The sequence below is a fragment of the Pseudoalteromonas sp. Z1A2 genome (assembly GCF_011378755.1).
GTDB classification, from domain to species: Bacteria; Pseudomonadota; Gammaproteobacteria; order Enterobacterales; family Alteromonadaceae; genus Pseudoalteromonas; species Pseudoalteromonas distincta.
Map to the genome: position 1 here is coordinate 20,784 of NZ_WTKX01000029.1, position 21,024 is coordinate 41,807.

The window sequence follows — 21,024 nt, forward strand, 5'->3', positions numbered from 1 at the left end:
TTGAATTACCAGCAAAAAAAAGCTCACCTGTGGTGAGCTTTGTAACAATACATTTAAATGTAACAGTATAAATTGCGATATAAATTATAAATACTGCTTATAAACCTCAAGTGCTTGGCTTAAATCGCTAATTAAATCTTCAACATCTTCAAGGCCTATGTGCAAACGAATAACCGGCCCTAAATCCCAACCTGTATTTGAGCGCAACCCTTTCATGGTTAAATTAGCCGTTACCAAACTTTCAAAACCGCCCCACGAAAAGCCCATTTTGATATGCTCAAGGCTATCTAAAAATGCATCAATCGCTTTTTGATTGCCGGTTTTCATCACAAATGAAAACAACCCATTACTGCCATCAAAGTCACGTTTAAAGAACTCATGCCCTGGGCAGCTTTCAAATGCAGGGTGTCGAATATGATCAACAAGCTCATGTTGCTCAAGCCATTTAGCTACTTCTATTGCTGCTTTTTCATGTTGATTTAAACGCACACCCATTGTACGCAGGCCTCTAAGTGCTAAATACGCATCATCGGCACTGGTACATTGCCCTAGTAAGTATGAGTTTTCGCGCAAGGTTGGCCAGTACTTTTTATTAGCAACAGCCACCCCCATCATCACGTCTGAATGGCCAACAATATACTTTGTTGCAGCTTGAATACTAATATCAACACCGTGCTCTAACGGGCGATAATGCAGACCGTTACCGTAGGTATTATCAAGCATGGTCATTACGTTGTGCTCATTGGCTACTTTTACCATAGCGGGCACATCTTGCACTTCCATCGTAATAGAGCCTGGAGATTCTAAAAACAACACTTTAGTATTTGGCTGAATGTAATCTTTAATACCTGCGCCAATGGTTGGCGGGTAATAGGTTGTTGTAATGCCCAGCCCCACTAAAATTTTATCGCAAAAATCGCGAGTTGGTTCGTACACGTTATCAACCATTAAAATATGATCACCGGTTTTTAAAAACGATAAAAATACTTGGCTGATCGCCGCAGCGCCACAAGGGTACAATGCACACCCTTCGCCGCCTTCAAGTTCTGTAATCGCTTCTTGCAGCGCAAAGTGTGTTGTTGTTCCTCGGCGCCCATAAAATAACGTTTTATCGCCACGGGTTTTAGCTGCTTCTTTTAAATCGGCTACAGTATCAAATACAATGGTAGATGCACGCTGTACAACAGGGTTTACTACGCCATGTGTATAGGCTTTTTTTCGCCCTGATGATACCAGCTGAGTGTTTTTATTACTTTTACTCGACATTGTTAATCCTTAAGGGTTTGTGCGCCAATGCTCAATTAAATAACGAGAGATAGAATCGGTTCTAGGCAGCTTTAAATGCTCGCCTTCTTCGTGCCAATTACCAAATTGCTCTAAGTCTTCACGACTAAACCATTTTGCATCGTCTAGCTCTTCTTTATCTACGTTAATTTGCTCAGATGTCGCCTGTGCAAAAAAGCCAAGCATAATTGACGATGGGAACGGCCATGGCTGAGATGCTACATAACGTACATTATCAACCTCTATACCTGCCTCTTCTTTAACTTCACGCGCAACAGCTTGTTCTAGTGTCTCCCCTGGGTCTACAAATCCAGCAAGCGATGAATACATACCAGTGGGCCACGCAGCTTGGCGACCTAATAAACAGCGTTCTACTCCGTCAGCAAAGACTTTAGTAACGACCATAATTACCGCAGGATCGGTACGCGGGAATGTAGGATGCTTACAGTTTTCGTTTTCACATACACGAGAATGCCCGGCTTCCACTGAACGGTTTTTACTACCGCAGCGCCCACAAAAACGGTGCGTGGCATGCCAATAACATAGCCCTCTCGCAAGGGCTGCTATTGAGGCATATTTAATGGTTACTTGAGGCCCATATTGGCGAATATCAAAAAACTGAGCGCCCTCTATTAAAGGCGAAAGTACGCTTTCATCCAGATCAGAAACATCCAATGCAAACACACCATGTTTAGCATTGTTTAAACCAACAAAAATAGCACTCGTTAAATCTAAATGTGCCACTTGTTGATACGTTAAATAGCTTACTTTAGGGGTATCTTTAATAAATAGGGTTTGATTATTTTTAACTAAAACCCATTTACTTTGCGCCGACATTTGCGCTTTAAGCCACGATGGGTCTTTACGAAAATTTGAGCCTCTATCTAGTGGCATGTTGCTGTAATGAAGCATGTAAGTCCTTGGTAACTCGTTATGCTTTAAAATTACCATAATCATTTAGCAAACCCAATTGATTACAGTAATAAAAAAAGCCTATATAAGGCTTAATTCATCTATTACGGCTTTGTATTAAAATCTCTCATGTTGCAGGCACTTAGCTTGCACTTTTTTAACTATTTTTTACTGTTAAAGTAGCAAAGTATTATCAATTAAATGAAATTGCTCTGCGCTTTGTTTTAATACCTCAGCAGTTAACCTGTCAGCACCGTATACATCGCACGGTACATTATATTGACTTTTTAAATGCCCAAGTAACAAAGCAAAGTCACCATCGCCAGAGAGCAAAATAACTTTATCAAGATTTTTACCCTGCTCTAACATGTCTATTGTTATGCCTACATCCCAATCGCCTTTAGCACTTCCATCACGGCGTTGAATAAATGGCTTTAGCTTTACGTCAAAACCAATCGCACGCAAAATATTTTGAAACTGATTTTGCTTTTCATCTCCTCGATAAATTGCATACGCAAAAGCACACTCAATATTGTATTGCGCCTCCATCATTCGCCAAAACGCATTGTAGTCAAAATTTTTCCCGTAACTCTCACGGCACGTGTAATAAATATTTTGCACATCAACAAAAATACCGACCCGTGGTTTCGTGCTTTGCTGCTCGTTTTGTAAAGTCATTTAGTGTCCTAGTGAGGATTAATAGCAATAAAAGTAACGTTATAAAATAAGTGTACCTTGCAATTTATATTTAAGTAACCTAAATTAGTTACATACCCTTATGTAACCAATATTGGTTACATATTAAAAAGTAACCATTTTGAGATTTTTATGATTGGTGTGATCAGCGGCGATATTATTAAATCGCAAACAATCCCTAAGCAGCAATACGATGCCATGCTTTATCAACTAGAGCAAAGTTTGCGAAACATTTCGGGGGAGCAAACACTTTGGAATATATACCGAGGCGATGCCTTTCAGTTACAAGTTAATAATCCTGAGCTCCTTTTTAAAAATGCCATACTTGTATATTTACACCTTAAATCGTCAGGTTATGAACTACGACAAAGCTTGGCGCTTGGGCAAATAGATAACCCACGCAGCGATATAAAAACAGCAACCGGTTCTGCTTTTACTCTTTCGGGGCAAGGCCTTGATAAAATAGGTAATCAACGCTTTGTTTTTAATATTAACGAGCAGCAGCTCGATGAAAGCTTAAATCTTAATTTAGCTTTTGCCGACGTATTGCTCACTAAAATCACACAAAAACAAGCAAATGCCCTGTATGTCTATTTAACATCACCAGACAACAGCCACGCGGCACTGGCTAAAGAGCTTAAAACAAGTCGCGAAAACGTAACCAAACTACTAAATTTAGCGCACTACCAACTTATAGAGCGCTTTATTAAGCACACACAAAACGTTATAAAAAATATAATTAAAGGAGGTGAATAATGGCGTTTTCACTTTTACTGGTCGCGCTTATTATTGGCCACTTACTCGCTGATTTTTACTGGCAACCTATGAGTTGGGTAAACGACAGAAATACCCGTCACTTTAAAGCCAGTAAGCTTTATTTTCATGTACTAGTGCATGGTGTAACAAGTGCACTCATTATTACCGTGTGGGAATACACATTCGGCTGGCAGCAACTAAGCAGTGTTTTAATTGCCACGGCGAGCATTATGCTGAGCCATTACTTTATTGATATAGCTAAATCGTATTCTAATAAAGGCGTGGTGCCTTTTTTACTAGATCAAATAGCGCACATACTCGTTATTATTGCGCTCAGTATTTGGCTAACTGATAACAATAGCTTTATGGCTGCAATTAATAATATGCTCACTGATCCCAAAATACTGTGGGTGGTATGCGGTTATTTAATTATTTTAAGTCCCAGCGCCGTATTTATAAGAATGATGTTAGAGCGTTTAACAAGCAACTTTTCAAGTACTGGTAGCTTACCACTTGCAGGGCAAAGCATAGGTATGTTGGAACGCGTACTTATGCTGAGCTTTATATTGCTTGACCAATTTGCAGGGCTTGGATTTTTACTTGCGGCAAAGTCGGTATTTAGGTTTGGTGATTTAAGTGCAAGCAAAGATAAAAAACTTACCGAGTACGTTATGCTTGGCACACTACTTAGCGTAAGTGTTACTTTATTTGTCGGCTTGGGTATTAACTATTTAATCAGGCAGGCAATACAGTAAGTACAATTTACAGGTAATAAAAAACGCGCTGCCTCTATTTAATTAAAGAAGGGAGCGCGTTTTTTGTATCAGCATTTAACTAAATTCTAAATTAATTAAACGCTAGTGCAATCACTAATAATGATTAATCGTTATTGGTGCGACGACGGCGTTGGCCATTACCGCCAACAGATTCACGCTTTGCCCATGGGTTTTGCGCGCTGTCATCTGTTTTAGCAGCTGGCTTTTTAGAACCACCACGGCGTGGGCCGGTACCATTACCACCATTGTTCGGCTTTTTGCTGTTAGGCTTGCTGCTATCAGATTTAGGCTTATTAAAAGGCTGCTTTTTCTTAGGCTTTTTAGCCGGCAGTGGGCGAGCATCTAATGCGCGTTCAGCTACTGGGTTAATAGGCTCAAAACCGTCTTCTTCAGCACGTGGAATAAGCTCACCAATAAAGCGTTCAATACCGTATAAATCAACAGCATCATCAACCGTTACAAACGAAATCGCATGACCCGACGCACCAGCACGGCCTGTACGGCCAATACGATGAACATAATCTTCATATACGTTTGGTAAGTCGTAGTTAACAACATGCGGTAATTCAACAATGTCTAAGCCACGTGCAACAATGTCTGTTGCTACTAATACGCGTACTTCACCACTTTTAAAACCATCAAGTGCTTTAACACGTGCGCCTTGTGATTTATTACCATGGATAGCCGCGCCTACAATGTCATCGCGCTCTAGTTGTTTAACTAAGCGGTTAGCACCGTGCTTTGTACGGCTAAACACTAATACTTGTTGCCAATCGTTAGTGCGAATCAAGTGGCTTAGCAATGCTGTTTTACGTGTTTTATCTACCGCGTAAACGCACTGAGTAACACTTTTCGCTGTGGTATTTTTTGCAGCAACTGAAATTTCAACTGGGTCATTAATTAACCCTTTTGCTAATGCACGAATTTCATCTGAAAATGTAGCCGAAAACATCAAGTTTTGACGTTTAGCAGGCATTTTAGCAATTAAGCGTTTAATATCGTGAATAAAGCCCATGTCTAACATGCGGTCAGCTTCATCGAGTACAAGCACTTCAACGCTATCAAATTTAACTGCATTTTGATTATGTAAGTCGATTAAACGACCCGGCGTTGCGACTAAAATATCAACACCTTTACGAAGACGCTGCATTTGTGGGTTAATTTTAACGCCACCGTAAACTACAAATGAGCTCACATCAGAATGCTTAGCGTACTCTTCAACGTTTTCACTTACTTGCAAAGCAAGTTCACGTGTAGGCGTTAAAATAAGTGCACGTACGTGGTTACTCTTAGCTTTAGGGCCCGACGACAAGCGCTCAATAAGTGGTAATGTAAAACCCGCTGTTTTACCTGTACCTGTTTGCGCAGCCGCCATAACATCACGGCGTTCAATAATTGCAGGAATTGCTTGAGCCTGAATCGGCGTTGGCGTTTCATAGCCCTTTTCTAAAACCGCATTAACCAAAGACTGTGATAAACCTAAACCTTCAAAACTCATATAAACTCTCTTTTAAATAAGGCTACATTAGCCAGTTGCGCGCATTATACCTGTAGTAGCTAAGAATGCATGCCATTATTTACGTTGCAGGCAATTGAGCATAGTTTATTAAAATTAAACCTGTGATCAAGTTGCTTAAAAATGCAAAAAACGGCCATAGGCCGTTTTTTGTTTATACTTAATTACTCTAAGTATTAGAGTTACTTAACACCTAACTCACGCAAACGTTCTTGCAAGTAGCTATCTGCCGTGTAGCGCTCTGAAAGCACAACATCTGGATGCGGGTGTAAAAATAACGGTAATGAAATACGCGATTTAGTAGATGCTTTACCCGTTGGGTTAATTACACGGTGAATTGTCGATGGGAAATACCCGCCCGACGCTTCTTGTAGCATGTCGCCGATATTAATAATTAAGCTGCCAAAATCACATGGCACGTCTAACCAACCGCCATCTGTTTTTTGAACTTGTAAACCTGGCTCATTAGAAGCTGGTAATACAGTCAATAAATTAATATCGCCATGGGCTGCTGCGCGAATAGCACCAGGCTCTTCATCACCCGTCATTGGTGGATAATGTAGGATACGTAACAATGTTTGCTCAGAATCGGCAATCATGTCTTTTAAATCAATCGAAAACTTAGCACGTACATCAGCTGGTGCTTCAGCCTGAACCCAGCTTAATAATGTGCCAGCAAATTCACTTGCTAAACGGTAGTATTCACGTACATCAGCCTCAAGCTGGGCAGGAACGCGACCTTTAGGGTACACATGAAAGTACTCTTTAATGTCTTTTATTGTAAAGCCTTTCGCTACTTCTGATACTGAAGGCGGAAAGTAACCGTCTTGAGTTTCTTTAGAGAATAAAAAGTCGTGCTTTTGCTCTGAGTTAAAAAAGTCTTGCCAATTTTTGTAAATAGACTCAACTAAAGACTGTGGGATTGGGTGGTTTTTTAAAACGCCAAATCCAGTATTTCTTAACGATTCAACAAATTGTGCAGCCGCATCGGGAGCTTTATAATCAACAGTAGGTAATTGCATTGTACGTTCCAGTGAATAGGTTGTGTGAAGTGAGTTGCTTTTAATAGTGCTAAATTACTTATATAAAGTAGCAAAGCCTTCAATATAGCGCTATGCGAGGATAGACAAATGACCTCAAAAACATAAGGACATATGTCCGCAAGGCATAGTCACTGTCACTTTGCTTGATCAAGATCAACTAATAAAAAAACGTTGAATTTGCAAGGTTTAGTAACTATCTCTGGTCTATTATTAGAATATATTTTATTTGTGTAAATAAGGCTCCCCATGCGACAAAAAGTATCTTTTAAAAGCGGCGATTTAGAACTTGCCGGCCAACTTGAACTTCCCTCTGGTGACGTTAAGTTTTACGCGCTATTTGCACACTGCTTTACATGCGGTAAAGACATTGCAGCAGCTACACGAATTAGCCGTGCACTCACACAACAAGGTATCGCCGTACTGCGTTTCGACTTTACCGGTTTAGGTAATAGTGATGGCGATTTTGCTAACAGTAACTTTTCATCAAACATTCAAGATTTAGTATCTGCGGCAAATCATTTACGTGAGCATTTTGCTCCGCCGCAACTACTCATTGGCCACAGTTTAGGCGGCGCTGCGGTACTTGCTGCTGCTGAGCATATTCCTGAAGTATCGGCTATTACAACCATTGGCGCACCGTCAGATGCGCAGCACGTAGCGCATAACTTTGAAGCACACCTTGATGAAATTAACGCAGCAGGTGAAGCTAAAGTTAACTTAGCTGGTCGTGAATTTACCATTAAAAAGCAATTTATTGACGATATAGCCAAGTACGATAAAAGCCACATAAGTAAACTTAAGCGCGCATTATTAGTAATGCACTCCCCTATTGATGCGACTGTAAATATTAGTGAAGCTGAAAAAATTTATGCATCAGCTAAGCATCCTAAAAGCTTTATTAGCCTAGATAACGCCGATCACCTTTTAACAAATAAAAATGATGCCGACTACGCTGCACAAATAATTGCAACGTGGGCAAACCGTTATGTTAAGTACGACAAAACTAAATACACGGCAAGTTTAACGGGTGGTAATGTACTTGTTGAAGAAAAAGACCATGTATTTACTCAGCACGTAAGTACAAAAGATCATACTTGGCTTGCAGATGAGCCAATAAAAGTAGGCGGTAAAAACTTAGGTCCCGATCCGTATCATCACTTATTAGCGGGGCTTGGTGCCTGTACGGCAATGACATTGCGCATGTACGCTACACGTAAAAAATTACCACTGGAGCATGTTAAAGTAGAGCTTGATCACACTCGCGATTACAACAAAGATTGCGACGATTGTGAGCAAACCGGTAACCTTGAAGCCATTACCCGTAAAATCACCTTACGTGGCGACTTAACAGAGCCTGAGCGTCAGCGTTTACTCGAAATAGCCGACAAATGCCCAGTGCATAAAACACTACACAATAACCCAGTTATTGTAAGTGAACTGGTAGAATAACTGCCGTGAAATTAATATAGCGCAGGTAACACTGCGCTGTGATTTAACTTTTATATACCTAACTTTTACTATCTAAAAATCCCTCTACTTCTTTACTCATTCTATCCACCAGCCATTTTGGCCCGCCATCGTACATATCGTTATGACGCGATTTTTCTATCATTATTTGCGTAACAGGAAACTTATTCAGCTCTGAATCGTTTAACAGCACATTCGCATCAGCTGGGTAATCACTACCGCGTAGAGTAAGTACGCGAATGTTTTTATTGCGCGGGATCAACATGCGGCGATGATCGAGCGTAATAATAGTGCTAACTTCGTTTGGATAAATAGAGCCGTATAATGACGAAATATCCCCGCCGTTTGAGTGCCCAAATAAGGTGAGTTTTGTAAAGTCGTATGCTGGGTATTTACTCGATAGCTCATTAACTAAAAACTTAAGCGTTACTACACCACGATGCCAGTTTCCCATACGTGTTGTTAAGTAAGGCTGCTCACGATTAAGGTAAGGGTCACTTTTTAATTCATGTGCAACGGCTATTGTTAAATATCCGTGCTGATTAAACGCATTACTGGCAAACGTATACTTGTTATGGCTAATCCCGTAACCTGCGTTAATAAACGCTACAGGGCATTTTACTTGCGCTGTACACTTAGCATTGTTACTTGGCAATGTAATATTGATAGGAATAGTGCGATTGCGGCTTTCATCAGTCATAACGCCATCGTTTGCATAGCTTGTCGCGCTTATTGCTGATGTGCTTATATCTGATGCACTTAGAGCTAGTGCGCTTAACATAAAAAGCTTTTTAAGTGTTTTTTGCATATTTAAACTTATATAAATTATTGTTTTTAATTAAAAATAATTTTTACTTTATAGGTTTGCATTCTCTATTGTCAAACTATGCGATAATGGCCGCCATTGTTTAAATATATTTAGTAAAAGATCCAATAAATGAAATCATACAATAGCATTCAAGAACGTATAGAAATTTTAGAAGACAAACTAACGGCAATACATGACGAAATCGAAACACTAAAAACCCCTGCTAAAAACAACAATGAACGTATTATTTTTAAGTTTATTGAAACAGGCAGCACAGGTAAAACGAAGGATTTTGTTCGTGAGTTAGGTATTAAATCACCACGTGACGGTTTGTTTTCATCAGGTGACGTTACAAAACTAATTAAAGATGGCGCTGAAGATATTTCACCTGCGTTATTAGAAATCGCAAGACAGCTTGCCAGTGCACGTAATAAAAATGGCCCTAGCCGTTAATTACGCAGTTACGCAGTTACGCAGTTACGCAGTATCTAGAAGCCCAGCCAAGCTGTCGCTTCTAGATATGTAATCATATTAAACTAAATTAATCACAAAGCTCTATATTAAGGCTGGTAAGTAAATTAAGTGCTTCGAAGCGATCAAACTTAGCATTCGCTAAAATATTATTATTCAAATCTATATTAAACGCTGTCGCACCTACAAAATCACATTTTGTTAAGTTAGTTTGAAAAAACTCACTATCGCGAAAATCTGTTCCTGTAAATTCACTACCGCTTAAATCAGCATGTCTAAAATCAACATTTTTGGCAAAGCAGTGTGTTAGTTTGAGGGCTTTGAGGGTTAATTCAAAAAAAGAACTATTACTGAGCTCGCAATAATTAAAACTCACCGGTGCGTTAATACTAAGCGCTGGCCAATCTACGTCAGTCCATTGCAGACTATTTAATTTACAGTGGCTAAAACTTACATCTTCAAGCGAGCTGTAGTTCCATTTAAGTGACGATAAATTACAGTTTTTAAAGTTGCACTGTATAAATCGGCAATTTTTAAACTGCCCGCCTGAAAAGTCGCAATCGGTAAATGTGCACTCTTCAAACTCAGAATTTTCAGTTAGTTGCTCTTCGCGCTGTAAAGCATTAAATTGCTCGTCGAAGTAGTGATTATTATTTGAAATTGACACTATTAACCTAGTTTTTAATGGGCATAGACGCTATTTTTAGGTAAATCTTTTTTAAGCGCAAGCACTGCAATAAAAATCAAAGCAAATAGTGGAAATAGCGCTAAACAGCCACCCACAAAAGCTAAAACCCCCGGCATAGTACTTTTACGCTTACCTATTTTGTAGCTAATTACAGCAAAAATAGGAATACTCAGCACAATAAAAAAAACTAAAAATTCACCAAATAAGGTTGCATTGATCGACATAATAATTCCTTTTTCGTCTATTCGATTAAAATACATGTTGCTGTAAATTTAACCACAAAAAAACCCTTAAGCATATAACTTAAGGGTTTTTAAATTTAGCTCAATAAGCTAAACAAAAATTACTCTTCGCTAGGTATCGATTTTTCAACAACACTAATTGCAAGCTCAGCTAACGAATCCATATTAGGCTTACTAGGCGCGTTAGTTAATAAACACGACGCTTGTGTTGTTTTAGGGAAAGCAATAACGTCACGAATGTTATCGGTACCACATAAAAGCATTGCTAAACGGTCAAGACCAAATGCTAAACCAGCATGTGGTGGTGTACCGTATTTAAGTGCATCAAGTAAAAAGCCAAACTTGTCTTGTTGCTCTTGCTCGTTAATACCTAAAATTCTAAATGCAGTTTCTTGCATATCTGCATTATGAATACGTACCGAACCGCCACCCACTTCGTAGCCGTTTAATACCATGTCGTAGGCATCTGAAATAGCCGCAGCTGGATTTGCTTCAAGCTCACTTGCAGTGATATCTTTTGGTGCAGTGAATGGATGATGCACAGCATGTAATGTGCCTTCGTCATCTTCTTCAAACATTGGGAAGTCTACAACCCAAAGTGGTGCCCAACTATTAAGGTTAGTGATTTCTAAGTCAACACCAATCTTAACGCGCAGTGCGCCCATTGCTTCATTTACTGTATTGCGCTTATCGGCACCGAATAAAATAATATCGCCAGACTGTGCATTAGTACGCTCAAGTAATTTTGTGATTACGTCTTCGCTTAAAAACTTAGCCACTGGTGATTGAACACCTTCAGCGCCTGCAGTGTGGTCATTTACTTTCATCCACGCCATGCCTTTAGCGCCGTAAATACCAATAAACTTAGTGTAATCGTCAAGCTGTTTACGAGAAAGCTTAGCGCCACCCGGTACAGTTAATACAGCAACACGACCTTTTTCGTCGTTAGCTGGACCTGAGAAAACATTAAACTCTACATCTTTAACTAAATCTGCAACATCAACTAACTTCATTGGGTTACGTAAATCAGGCTTATCAGAACCGTAAAGGCTCATTGCCTCGCTGTAAGGCATGATTGGAAAATCGCCTAAATCAACGTTTAACAATGTTTGCCACATCTCGCGGATCATTTTTTCAGTCATACCACGTACTTGATCAGAGCTCATGAACGAGGTTTCTATATCTATTTGGGTAAATTCTGGTTGACGATCGGCACGTAAATCTTCATCACGGAAACATTTAACAATTTGGTAGTAACGGTCGAAACCCGACATCATCAACAATTGCTTAAATAACTGTGGAGACTGTGGTAAAGCGTAAAAACTACCTTTATGAACGCGGCTTGGCACTAAGTAATCGCGTGCGCCTTCTGGCGTTGCTTTAGTAAGTACAGGTGTTTCGATGTCTAAAAAGCCGTTTTCATCTAAAAAGCGACGAACAAAGCTGCTTGCTTTAGCACGTAATTTAATACGGTCACTCATTTCTAGACGACGTAGGTCTAAGTAACGGTATTTTAAACGACGCTCTTCTGAGTTTACTTGGTTAAAATCAAGTGGAAGCGGTTCAGAGCGGTTAATAATTGTAAGCTCAGTACCTAAAACTTCAATTTCACCTGTTGCCATATCTTTATTTACTTGGCTATCAGGGCGTGCACGTACAGTACCTTTTAGCTGAACACAAAATTCTTGGCGAAGTGTGTTAGCTGAACTCATTAACTCTTCAATGTCAGAGTCGAATACAACTTGTACTAAACCTTCTCTATCGCGTAAATCGACAAAGATAAGTCCACCAAGGTCACGTCGTTTGTTGATCCAGCCACATAGTTCAACTTCTTGATCTACGTGAGTTTTATTTAGCTGTCCGCAATATATAGAGCGCATAGTTTTCCTGTCAGATAAAAGGCTTAAACGGTTATATTTATTTGTTTTAAGGCGTGTGATTTAAAAAACAGGTCACCACAATACAAATAAAGCCGCTAGCAATCTAAAAATAATCAAATTAAGCCCTGCATTATACTCAACTAACATTAAGATGCTAGGGCGTGTGCCGCTTTTGCCCCTGAATTTACAGCAGCTCGTTTTGTTATTTGCTACACTATCGCCACTTTATAATAAGGCGCTAGTTTGTATGTTATATATTGGATGCCCGCAGTGGTCGAGTAATGCATGGAAAGGCAATTTATTTTCAAGCCAATGTAAAAACGCCGATATGCTTAGCCAATACGCCCAACACTTTAACTCTGTTGAAGGTAATACCAGCTTTTACGCTGACCCATCGCCAAGTACCGTATTGCGCTGGGCAAACAGCGTACCCGATGATTTTAAATTTACGTTTAAGTTTAATCGTCGCTTTAGCCACGAGCTGCACCTAACTAATGTTCAAACCGAGCTCACTGATTGGCTTAACTTGTTCTCCCCTATTTTAGAAAAAACCGGGCAAATCATGCTGCAATTACCTAAAGCATTTGGCCCTGGTGACTTACCCAAACTCGCCCAATTTATTAGCCTGTTACCAAAAGAGGTTAATTACGGTGTAGAGGTACGTCATACTGCGTTTTTTCAAAAGGGTGAAGCCGAAATTGCGCTTAACCAATTATTAATGGCAAATAACATAAATCGTATATCGATGGATACTCGCGCCCTATTTGCGGTAAAACCAACAACCGAAGCGCTAATAGATGCACAGCAAAAAAAGCCCCACTTACCGGTACATGCAATAGCTACTGGATCAGAGCCTATGGCGCGCTTTGTAATAGCCGATTTACAAAACGACTATAAACCCTTTTATAAACCGTGGCTAAGTAAAGTAAAACAATGGCTTGATGAAGGAAAAACGCCCTATGTGTTTTTTCATACGGCAGATAACCGAGAAGCGCCATTATTAGCAAGGCAGTTTTGCAAAGACCTTGGTTATGATCACAAAGCATTAAACCCATTTACTGGCGAAAAAGAAGCCCACCAGCCAGCACTTTTTTAAAAGTAAAACGACAGAGAAATAATAATGAGTAAATACGCACATTACTTTACCGGCTACCCAGCTAACATTGTTGAGCAAGTATTAAGCCTTATAAATAACAACAAGGTATGTGACTACTTACTTAAAAAGTATCCGCAAGCACACACTATTACCAGCGATAAACTACTTTATAGCTATGCAACCGAGCTTAAAAAACAATATTTAAAAAATGCGCCACCATTTGGTCGTGCGGCGTTTAAAAAACAAGGCGACATGGTGACCAATGCACTCGGTACACATACGTATCGAATGCAAGGTAAAACCCGTAAACACGATTTAGCGATAAACAGCGACTTGCTCCGCGCTCCCGAGCCGTTATTAAAAGCGTTAGTGGTACATGAGCTCGCCCACTTTAAAGAAAAAGACCACAACAAAGGCTTTTATCAGCTTTGCTGCCATATGGAACCCAGTTACCACCAGCTAGAGTTAGATTTAAGAATTTTTTGTGTGGTAGTCGCAATGGGTGAAAATCCTTATTTAAAATAAGGGTTTTAGCGTTACTTAAATGAGTGTAAATAACGCCATACTTAAGTTAATATTTCCTTTCATAACCAAACGCCCATACCCAGTCTTTTATCCCCGTAAGCAGCTCACAACTTAACGCCAGCCCTTAATAAAAAAAGTTTAAAACTACATAATTGCCCTACATTTGAGAACTACACTCTTAAAAGTTAATTTAATCTTTGGAGTTTTTAAATGATGAAAAATACCCATGCCATTTTACTCAGTGCCCTGTGCTGCTTAACCTTAAGTGCCTGCAACGAGCAAAACAGCCAATCACTTGAACAATCAAACCTCAATGATTTTACTCTAACCAGCTCAAAAGTAAGTGATGGCGGTAATTTGCCTATTACTTATACATGCGATGGGCAAAGCATTAGCCCCCCACTTAACTGGAGTGGAGCACCTAAGGCAACCAAATATTATGCGTTAATTATGGATCATAAAGCGCCAGAGGGAATGCATTGGTATTGGACCATGTACAATATTGCCGCCGATAAAACACAAATTAAAGCGGGCGAAACCCTCGGTGAAGTAGGCTCTAATAGCGTAAACGATTTAAACCAATACGCGCCGCCTTGCTCTAAAGGTCCAGGTGAAAAAAGCTATACTTATACTGTGTACGCGTTATCTGCACCGGTTACCTTTAATAGCGATACAAAGGTAGATCGCTCAGCATTACTCGCTGCTGTAAAAGATATTACGCTCGATACTGCAAGTATGACGGTTAAATACTCGCGAAGCGCTAATAGCGCCGAGCACAAACCTAATACAAGACCAAAACCAAATGAGCAACCAAAGCCTGATAAATCATATTTAACCGCTAACGTAAAATCACCTCGTTGCGATGCTATTAAACAATCAGTGAGTAATGCAGGGTTTGATAAAAGCGTATCTGTTACGTGCGATGAACACTATGCTTATATTGCCTCATCTACTTATCCTGATCATGAAGTAATGACTGGTATTACAGGTACTAACGAGCAAATACCCGTTCCAGCTAAAGACTACGTAGCACCTATAAAGCTAAATCCTAAAAAAGCAAAAACAATAACAACAATTGATGCAGCCGTAGGTGTTGCCGTTAACGGCGTACCAATATACGACTATTCTTCGCAAGGTGAGTTGGACGTAAATAGCTACGATGAAAAACACGACACTTTAGCACTCGGACAGTTAGATATATGTGGCGGACACGCAGGACGAGGTGATGACTACCATTATCATGTATCGCCAACGTGTATGATTGACACAATGAAAAACCAAACAAGCGATGCCATTATTGGTTGGGCTTACGATGGTTACCCGCTGTATGGCAGTAAAAACCCAGACGGCAGTGCAATTGCCAAAGGTGACCTTGATGTATGTAACGGACAAACCGACGACACATTTGGCTATCGCTACCAAACATCAGCTACGCCGCCGTATATTATTCAGTGCTTAGTTGGTGAAGTAGATACCGCAAAATTACCAAGAGTGTCACCACTTAGTGGCGATACTCAAGGTATAAGAGCCGACTTGCGCCCGCCACAAGGAGGCGTTGAAAACCTAACGCACACAATCTCTGAAAACGGCAGCCGTACAATGAGCTACTCATACAAAGGCGAGAACTACTTTACTACCTACAGCCCTGCATCACAGGGAAAAGACTGCTATAGCTTTAAACAAAAAACCATCAGTAATGGTGGCAAAGTTCAAACAGGTACATTTTGTAGAGGTCCGCAACCAAATCACCTTACTCCAACAGTCACTAAGCAAAATACAAATCCTGCCATTACAGGCAAGCATAACTTAAAGCTAGAAGCATGGGCTGATAACTGGTTTACAGCCTACATAGGCGAGCAGTTACTTGTTGAAGATTCTGTGCCTATAACTACAGAGCGTTCATTTAATGCCGAAAGTATTACGTTTTCTGCAAACTACCCTATTGAGCTTAATTTAATAATTAAAGACTTTAAGCAAAACGACACTGGGCTTGAATACATCGGCGCTAAAAATCAGCAAATGGGTGATGGCGGTTTTATTATGCAACTTACCGACACCGATACAAATAAAGTAGTTGCCGTAAGCGATAAAAGCTTTAAATGCGAAATACTGCACAAAGCGCCGCTCAACAAATTATGCGAAAGCGAATCAAACCCTGTCGCGGGCGAAGGCGTTTGTACGTTTATGTCAAAAGAAGCACCAACTAACTGGCTGCAAAGTAACTTTGATAACGCAAACTGGGCTAATGCAGTAGAGCACAACTTTGCCGATGTAGGACCAAAAGACGGTTACGACGATATTAACTGGGATGAAAATGCAAAATTCATATGGGGCGAAGACTTAGAAACCGACAACACCCTTATTTGTAAAGCAATTATTGAGCAACCTCAATAAAAGGTAGTAATTATGTATTTTTTAAAAAAATTAAAATGGCTAATGCTCGCGTGTATTTTAACAAGTATGAGCGCTCAAGTGAGCGCCCATGTATTAAAAAACACAACAGCCCAAGTAATTTTAAGAGATGGGCAAGTTGAAGTAAAAGTATTAACTAATGCTGAGCATTTAATCTCAGCGCTGCAAAGCGAGCAAGCATGGCTTATGGGCGATATTGATAAGCTTATGCCTACAAACTTAAGTGCAGAGCAACAAGAAGAGTTTGTAAAAAATGCACTTAAACAAAAAACGAGCTTACGTGTAAATCAGCAAGTTATCGTGTTTGAACGCGTCGTTTTTACCACCAGCAACAACGAAGCGCACGACCTAGAAATTGTTTTTCAAGCAAAGCACACATTTACAACAGTAGATGAGCTTGCCATATCGTTCCCTAAAAGTTTAGGTGCAGTACACGCAAGCTTTGTAAAACCACAATATAAGTTACTGGGTGCTGGCGATACCGCAAAAATAAAGTTCTAGCCCAAGAATCAACATACCTAAAAGCTTACTTAAAAAGGATTTTAGTAAGCAACTCCCTAAATACGCTAATTGTAGGCACATAATCAATATGCAATACTGCTTGGTACGTTAACGTCATGATTTTTACTATTTGCCAATCAGTGAAATTAATACATAAATTCTTTTTAGCTTTTTTTATCACTAATATCGCCCTTGTTGGGCTTATGTTTGTGTTTATATACATGACCTTTTCGTCAGGTTTTAACGACTTTGTTGAACAAGAAGAAACAAAACATGTAGCAATGGTTAAGCATCAACTTATTGAGCTTTATAGCGGATTAGGCAGTTGGCAACCCATTACACAAAGCACGCAATTATGGCGCTCTATTGTAGAGCCGCAAAAAAAGCCAGGCGAGCCCAAAGCGAATAAACACACAAGCACCCCACCCAAACCAAATAACAGCAATGCAACGCCTTCTTTATTGTGGGTACACTTACCTGCAGGTTCCCTTAAAACAGGGCAACGTATAAGTTTATATGATCAAAATAAAAAGGTTGTTATTGGTAGGGCTAATTTAAACGACAACCCACATATAGAACCTATTTTATTAAACAATAACGTTATAGGCTGGATAGGTTTAGTACCTTCAAAACTTGTGCAAAGTAGCCCAGTAAAAGTATTTTTAGCAGCACAATTTCATAACTATTTTATGATCACATTACTCGTTATTGTGCTCGCATTTATTATGGCTATTGTGTTATCTCGCCATTTAATAAAACCAATAAAGCAAATAGTGACTGGCACCGATGAGTTAACAAAAGGAAATTTTGCCAGCAGAATCATCCCCTCTAGTAAAGATGAGCTAGGTACCCTATCCAACAACTTTAACGCCTTAGCCCACACGCTTGAGCAAAACCAACAAATGCGGTTTCAATGGGTGTCAGATACATCCCACGAATTAAGAACCCCACTTACTGTACTACGCTCGCATTTACTAGCCGTGCAAGATGGCGTATTTACAGCCGACACAAAGCGTATTAATTTACTCATAAACCAAGTAGATAACTTAAGTCACATTGTTGACGACCTAGCTCAACTAGCACAAACAGATAGCGTTAATTTAACCTATGACAATGCGCGCATTGATTTAATCACTATTTTTGAGCAATCAATTGAAAACTACACCGCTCGCTTTAAAGAGCGTCAATTAAATGTAGATAGCAAAAGCTTAACCAAAGCCGGCAAATGTATAATAAATGGTGATAAAGAACGCCTTATACAATTATTTTCAAACCTGTTAGAAAATACCTGCAGATACACGCATAAAGGTGGGCAAGTAATAATACTTGCCCACAAAAGACCCAATAACATTGAGCTTATTTTACAAGATTCAGCCCCAAGTGTTTTACCAAACGACTTACAAAAATTGTTTGAGCGTTTTTATCGCGTTGAAAAATCTCGAAGCCGAGAGCACGGCGGCTCGGGCTTAGGGCTTGCACTTTGCAAACAAATAGTAGAGGCACATGGCGGTCAAATATCGTTGCACAACTCACCACTCGGTGGGCTAGAGGTAAAAATAACGCTGACACTTTTAGGTTAAAATAATGGCATCACAAAAAATACTTATCGTTGAAGACGAAGAAAACATTGCCGAGGTACTTATTGCCTACGCTAAGCAACAAAATTACGAAACTGAGCACTTTAATAGTGGCAAAGGTGTAGTTAGTTTTGTAAAACAAAACGCAGTAGATTTAATACTTCTTGATTTAATGCTGCCAGATGTTGATGGCATAGAGCTATGTAAGCAAATAAGAGCCTTTTCAAGTCTGCCTATTATTATGCTTACCGCAAAAAGTGAGGAAATAGACCGCTTGCAGGGTTTAGAGATCGGCGCCGATGACTACATATGCAAACCCTTCAGCCCCAAAGAAGTTGTAGCACGCATAAAAGCCGTACTAAGAAGGACCAGCCAGCCTAAAACCAACATCATTAATCATAATAATTTCCAATTACACAAAGACGATTACGAAGCACGCCTAAACGACAAAAGTATTGGCTTTACCGCCGTCGAGTTTAAAATATTTTTATTATTTATAAGCCACGTAGGGCGTGTTTTTACCCGCGAAGATATTATTAATAACGTATACAGCGACACAACCGACATATCCGATCGCAACATAGATACACATATTAAAAATATACGAAAAAAGATTAACGACATTCAAGCAGGACTAAACCCAATAGCAGCGGTTTATAGTGTGGGCTATAAATTTAAAGAGTAGGTTTACTTATTCAAATAAAGCTAACATGACGCAAAAGCGCGATATAAATCGCGCTTTTATTTTAATCACTAACCTGAACACTCATAACTAAAGATTAATAGCTGAGCAGTCGTTGGGTTTCGTTTCTCTCAACCCAACCTACGTAAATAGACTTAAAGCCCTAGGCCTGCCATAAAATCATCATCGCCATCATCTTGTTCTACTGCTTTAGATGATTTTTCTTTGTCCGCTTTTTTACGTGCTTCGTTTTCAATTATGTCGTCTGGGTCGAGTGCTTCTGCAATATCAAAGTCGTGTAATTTAATGAACTCTGTTTTATCCATCGCTAATTCCAAGTAAAAGATATTTTGCTTACTTGTGGTGAATGTTACGCGGCGGGCTTGCGGGCGATCCATCGTGGTATCTACCGATATTTGCACTTGCTTGTTTATTGCCATCATTTTTGGCTGGTTTTGCGTAATAGACGTATGTAATTGCTCACGCACTTTAGACGTAAAGTCGCCAACAATTTGATTCATCAACTCGCCTAGTACGTTTGATACGTCGTCTGATAAATGGCTATGCGCTATTTCATCTTCTGGCATTCCCATATTGCGCATGTAATCGCCATAAATTTCCATCGCCGCTTGCGAAGTAAAGTTGGTAATTACGAGCCCTGTAAAACCGCCGTCAAATAAAACAAAGCAACCAATATCTGGTCGCATACATGTACGTGTTATTTTTTGCACCATGGCTGAGTAGCTAATACCATTACCGCTGGCTGATGTGAGTACACCTGTCACTGAATGACAAAGGGTTGCTAATATATCGTCTGTGCTGATGACCTTACTTTTGCTCATTTAATCTTCTCTTTTGTACTTATTATTCATAATTCTAGTCAAGCTACTGAATTTATCACTGACTATCCAGTATAAAATGTTAAAATAGCGCCATTATTTACAAAGAGACTGCCTTCGTGACCATAAAAGACAGTATTTATGCCTCTGAGCAACAAGTAAAAGATTTTAGCTTTGACCAAAATGTAGTCGAAGTTTTTCCAGATATGATCCAGCGCTCTGTACCTGGGTATGCCACCATTGTAAGCACTATGGGTAAACTTGCGGGTGAATACGCACAAAGTAACTCAAATCTTTATGATTTAGGCTGCTCACTGGGCGCAGTCACGCTTAGCATGCGCCGTAACATTCGCACCGATAACTGCCATATAATAGCGGTAGATAACTCTCAAGCTATGGTTGAGCGTTGTAAGGTGCACTTACAAGGTTTTAAATCGGATGTGCCGGTTACTGTTACTTTGGGCGATATTAACGAGCTTGAGATTCAAAACGCCTCAGTAGTAGCAATGAACTTTACACTGCAATTTATTCCACATGCGCAGCGCCAAGCCGTGCTTGAAAAAATATACGCTAATTTAAAGCCTGGTGGTGTATTGCTGCTAAGCGAAAAAATTAAAGCCGAAAACGAGCAATGCGATAACCTATTAATTGATTTGCACCACGACTTTAAACGTCACAATGGCTACTCAGAGCTTGAAATAAGCCAAAAACGTACCGCCATCGAAAACGTTATGCGCCCAGATACACTAAGCGCTCACTTTACTCGCTTACAAGATATTGGTTTTAGCCAAACTCAAGTGTGGTATCAATGTTTTAATTTTTGCTCAATGGTAGCAATTAAATAAAGAGAGTC

At 39.7% G+C, this 21,024-nt stretch carries 21 protein-coding genes; 11 read left to right on the top strand and 10 right to left on the bottom strand.

Annotation, left to right across the window (positions count from 1 at the left end; genetic code table 11):
• Window positions 1–84: 84 nt before the first annotated feature.
• From GQR47_RS17055 to GQR47_RS17065, 3 genes are all read right to left on the bottom strand, one after another.
• Entirely contained in the window at window positions 85–1,266 is a 1,182-nt protein-coding gene (locus GQR47_RS17055; RefSeq protein WP_008139073.1) for a cystathionine beta-lyase, read from the bottom strand.
• 9 nt (window positions 1,267–1,275) lie between these two features.
• A complete protein-coding gene (nudC, locus tag GQR47_RS17060) occupies window positions 1,276–2,196 on the bottom strand; it encodes an NAD(+) diphosphatase (RefSeq protein WP_002962842.1) in 921 nt (306 codons plus the stop codon).
• Window positions 2,197–2,370: 174 nt separating this feature from the next.
• On the bottom strand, window positions 2,371–2,874 hold the full coding sequence (locus tag GQR47_RS17065; protein ID WP_024595755.1) for an NYN domain-containing protein: 504 nt from the start codon (window positions 2,872–2,874) through the stop codon (window positions 2,371–2,373).
• 150 nt (window positions 2,875–3,024) lie between these two features.
• Between GQR47_RS17065 and GQR47_RS17070 the strand changes: the two genes are divergently transcribed.
• Window positions 3,025–3,648: a hypothetical protein gene (locus GQR47_RS17070; RefSeq protein ID WP_024595754.1), complete on the top strand. Its 624-nt coding sequence runs from the start codon at window positions 3,025–3,027 to the stop codon at window positions 3,646–3,648.
• Window positions 3,648–4,403 carry a DUF3307 domain-containing protein gene (locus GQR47_RS17075; RefSeq protein WP_149602928.1) on the top strand — a complete coding sequence of 252 codons (756 nt, stop codon included), beginning with the start codon at window positions 3,648–3,650 and terminating at the stop codon, window positions 4,401–4,403. Before GQR47_RS17070 ends, GQR47_RS17075 begins: the two co-directional genes overlap by 1 nt.
• Window positions 4,404–4,527: 124 nt before the next feature.
• Here the strand turns inward: GQR47_RS17075 and GQR47_RS17080 are convergent, their stop codons facing one another.
• Both GQR47_RS17080 and GQR47_RS17085 read right to left on the bottom strand, forming a co-directional pair.
• Entirely contained in the window at window positions 4,528–5,922 is a 1,395-nt protein-coding gene (locus GQR47_RS17080; RefSeq protein WP_024595752.1) for a DEAD/DEAH box helicase, read from the bottom strand.
• 200 nt (window positions 5,923–6,122) lie between these two features.
• The gene (locus GQR47_RS17085; protein WP_008172584.1) at window positions 6,123–6,962 is read right to left on the bottom strand and encodes a 2OG-Fe(II) oxygenase family protein; all 840 of its coding nucleotides are present in this window, start codon (window positions 6,960–6,962) and stop codon (window positions 6,123–6,125) included.
• 267 nt (window positions 6,963–7,229) lie between these two features.
• On the opposite strand from GQR47_RS17085, the gene GQR47_RS17090 reads away from it, so the two are divergent.
• Window positions 7,230–8,432 carry a bifunctional alpha/beta hydrolase/OsmC family protein gene (locus GQR47_RS17090; protein WP_154903549.1) on the top strand — a complete coding sequence of 401 codons (1,203 nt, stop codon included), beginning with the start codon at window positions 7,230–7,232 and terminating at the stop codon, window positions 8,430–8,432.
• A gap of 58 nt (window positions 8,433–8,490) precedes the next feature.
• Here the strand turns inward: GQR47_RS17090 and GQR47_RS17095 are convergent, their stop codons facing one another.
• Window positions 8,491–9,258 carry an alpha/beta hydrolase gene (locus GQR47_RS17095; RefSeq protein WP_165724189.1) on the bottom strand — a complete coding sequence of 256 codons (768 nt, stop codon included), beginning with the start codon at window positions 9,256–9,258 and terminating at the stop codon, window positions 8,491–8,493.
• A gap of 129 nt (window positions 9,259–9,387) precedes the next feature.
• Here GQR47_RS17095 and GQR47_RS17100 point away from each other — a divergent pair, with 129 nt between their 5' ends.
• Window positions 9,388–9,711: a hypothetical protein gene (locus tag GQR47_RS17100; protein WP_002959968.1), complete on the top strand. Its 324-nt coding sequence runs from the start codon at window positions 9,388–9,390 to the stop codon at window positions 9,709–9,711.
• Between the two features lie 88 nt (window positions 9,712–9,799).
• Here the strand turns inward: GQR47_RS17100 and GQR47_RS17105 are convergent, their stop codons facing one another.
• From GQR47_RS17105 to aspS, 3 genes are all read right to left on the bottom strand, one after another.
• A complete protein-coding gene (locus GQR47_RS17105) occupies window positions 9,800–10,396 on the bottom strand; it encodes a pentapeptide repeat-containing protein (protein WP_165724191.1) in 597 nt (198 codons plus the stop codon).
• A 14-nt stretch (window positions 10,397–10,410) separates the two neighbouring features.
• Complete coding sequence (locus tag GQR47_RS17110) at window positions 10,411–10,641, bottom strand: hypothetical protein (protein ID WP_002959972.1); 231 nt, start codon at window positions 10,639–10,641, stop codon at window positions 10,411–10,413.
• Between the two features lie 119 nt (window positions 10,642–10,760).
• Window positions 10,761–12,539 (bottom strand): aspartate--tRNA ligase, encoded by a 1,779-nt coding sequence (gene aspS / locus GQR47_RS17115; RefSeq protein ID WP_165724192.1) that lies wholly within the window; start codon window positions 12,537–12,539, stop codon window positions 10,761–10,763.
• A gap of 247 nt (window positions 12,540–12,786) precedes the next feature.
• On the opposite strand from aspS, the gene GQR47_RS17120 reads away from it, so the two are divergent.
• From GQR47_RS17120 to GQR47_RS17145, 6 genes are all read left to right on the top strand, one after another.
• Window positions 12,787–13,635, top strand: a complete 849-nt coding sequence (locus GQR47_RS17120; protein WP_039488545.1) for a DUF72 domain-containing protein — start codon at window positions 12,787–12,789, stop codon at window positions 13,633–13,635.
• Window positions 13,636–13,659: 24 nt separating this feature from the next.
• Window positions 13,660–14,160, top strand: a complete 501-nt coding sequence (locus tag GQR47_RS17125; RefSeq protein ID WP_165724193.1) for a YgjP-like metallopeptidase domain-containing protein — start codon at window positions 13,660–13,662, stop codon at window positions 14,158–14,160.
• Between the two features lie 210 nt (window positions 14,161–14,370).
• A complete protein-coding gene (locus GQR47_RS17130; protein WP_206016176.1) occupies window positions 14,371–16,554 on the top strand; it encodes a YHYH protein in 2,184 nt (727 codons plus the stop codon).
• A 12-nt stretch (window positions 16,555–16,566) separates the two neighbouring features.
• The gene (locus GQR47_RS17135; protein ID WP_165724195.1) at window positions 16,567–17,073 is read left to right on the top strand and encodes a hypothetical protein; all 507 of its coding nucleotides are present in this window, start codon (window positions 16,567–16,569) and stop codon (window positions 17,071–17,073) included.
• Between the two features lie 203 nt (window positions 17,074–17,276).
• Window positions 17,277–18,653 carry an ATP-binding protein gene (locus tag GQR47_RS17140; RefSeq protein WP_240915906.1) on the top strand — a complete coding sequence of 459 codons (1,377 nt, stop codon included), beginning with the start codon at window positions 17,277–17,279 and terminating at the stop codon, window positions 18,651–18,653.
• 4 nt (window positions 18,654–18,657) lie between these two features.
• On the top strand, window positions 18,658–19,335 hold the full coding sequence (locus tag GQR47_RS17145; protein ID WP_165724199.1) for a response regulator: 678 nt from the start codon (window positions 18,658–18,660) through the stop codon (window positions 19,333–19,335).
• 152 nt (window positions 19,336–19,487) lie between these two features.
• On the opposite strand, the gene GQR47_RS17150 is transcribed toward GQR47_RS17145, so the two are convergent.
• Window positions 19,488–20,174, bottom strand: coding sequence for a DUF3334 family protein (locus GQR47_RS17150; protein ID WP_002959987.1), 687 nt, complete (start codon window positions 20,172–20,174; stop codon window positions 19,488–19,490).
• Between the two features lie 116 nt (window positions 20,175–20,290).
• Here GQR47_RS17150 and cmoA point away from each other — a divergent pair, with 116 nt between their 5' ends.
• Window positions 20,291–21,016, top strand: a complete 726-nt coding sequence (gene cmoA, locus GQR47_RS17155) for a carboxy-S-adenosyl-L-methionine synthase CmoA (RefSeq protein WP_007378000.1) — start codon at window positions 20,291–20,293, stop codon at window positions 21,014–21,016.
• The last annotated feature ends 8 nt before the right edge of the window (window positions 21,017–21,024 follow it).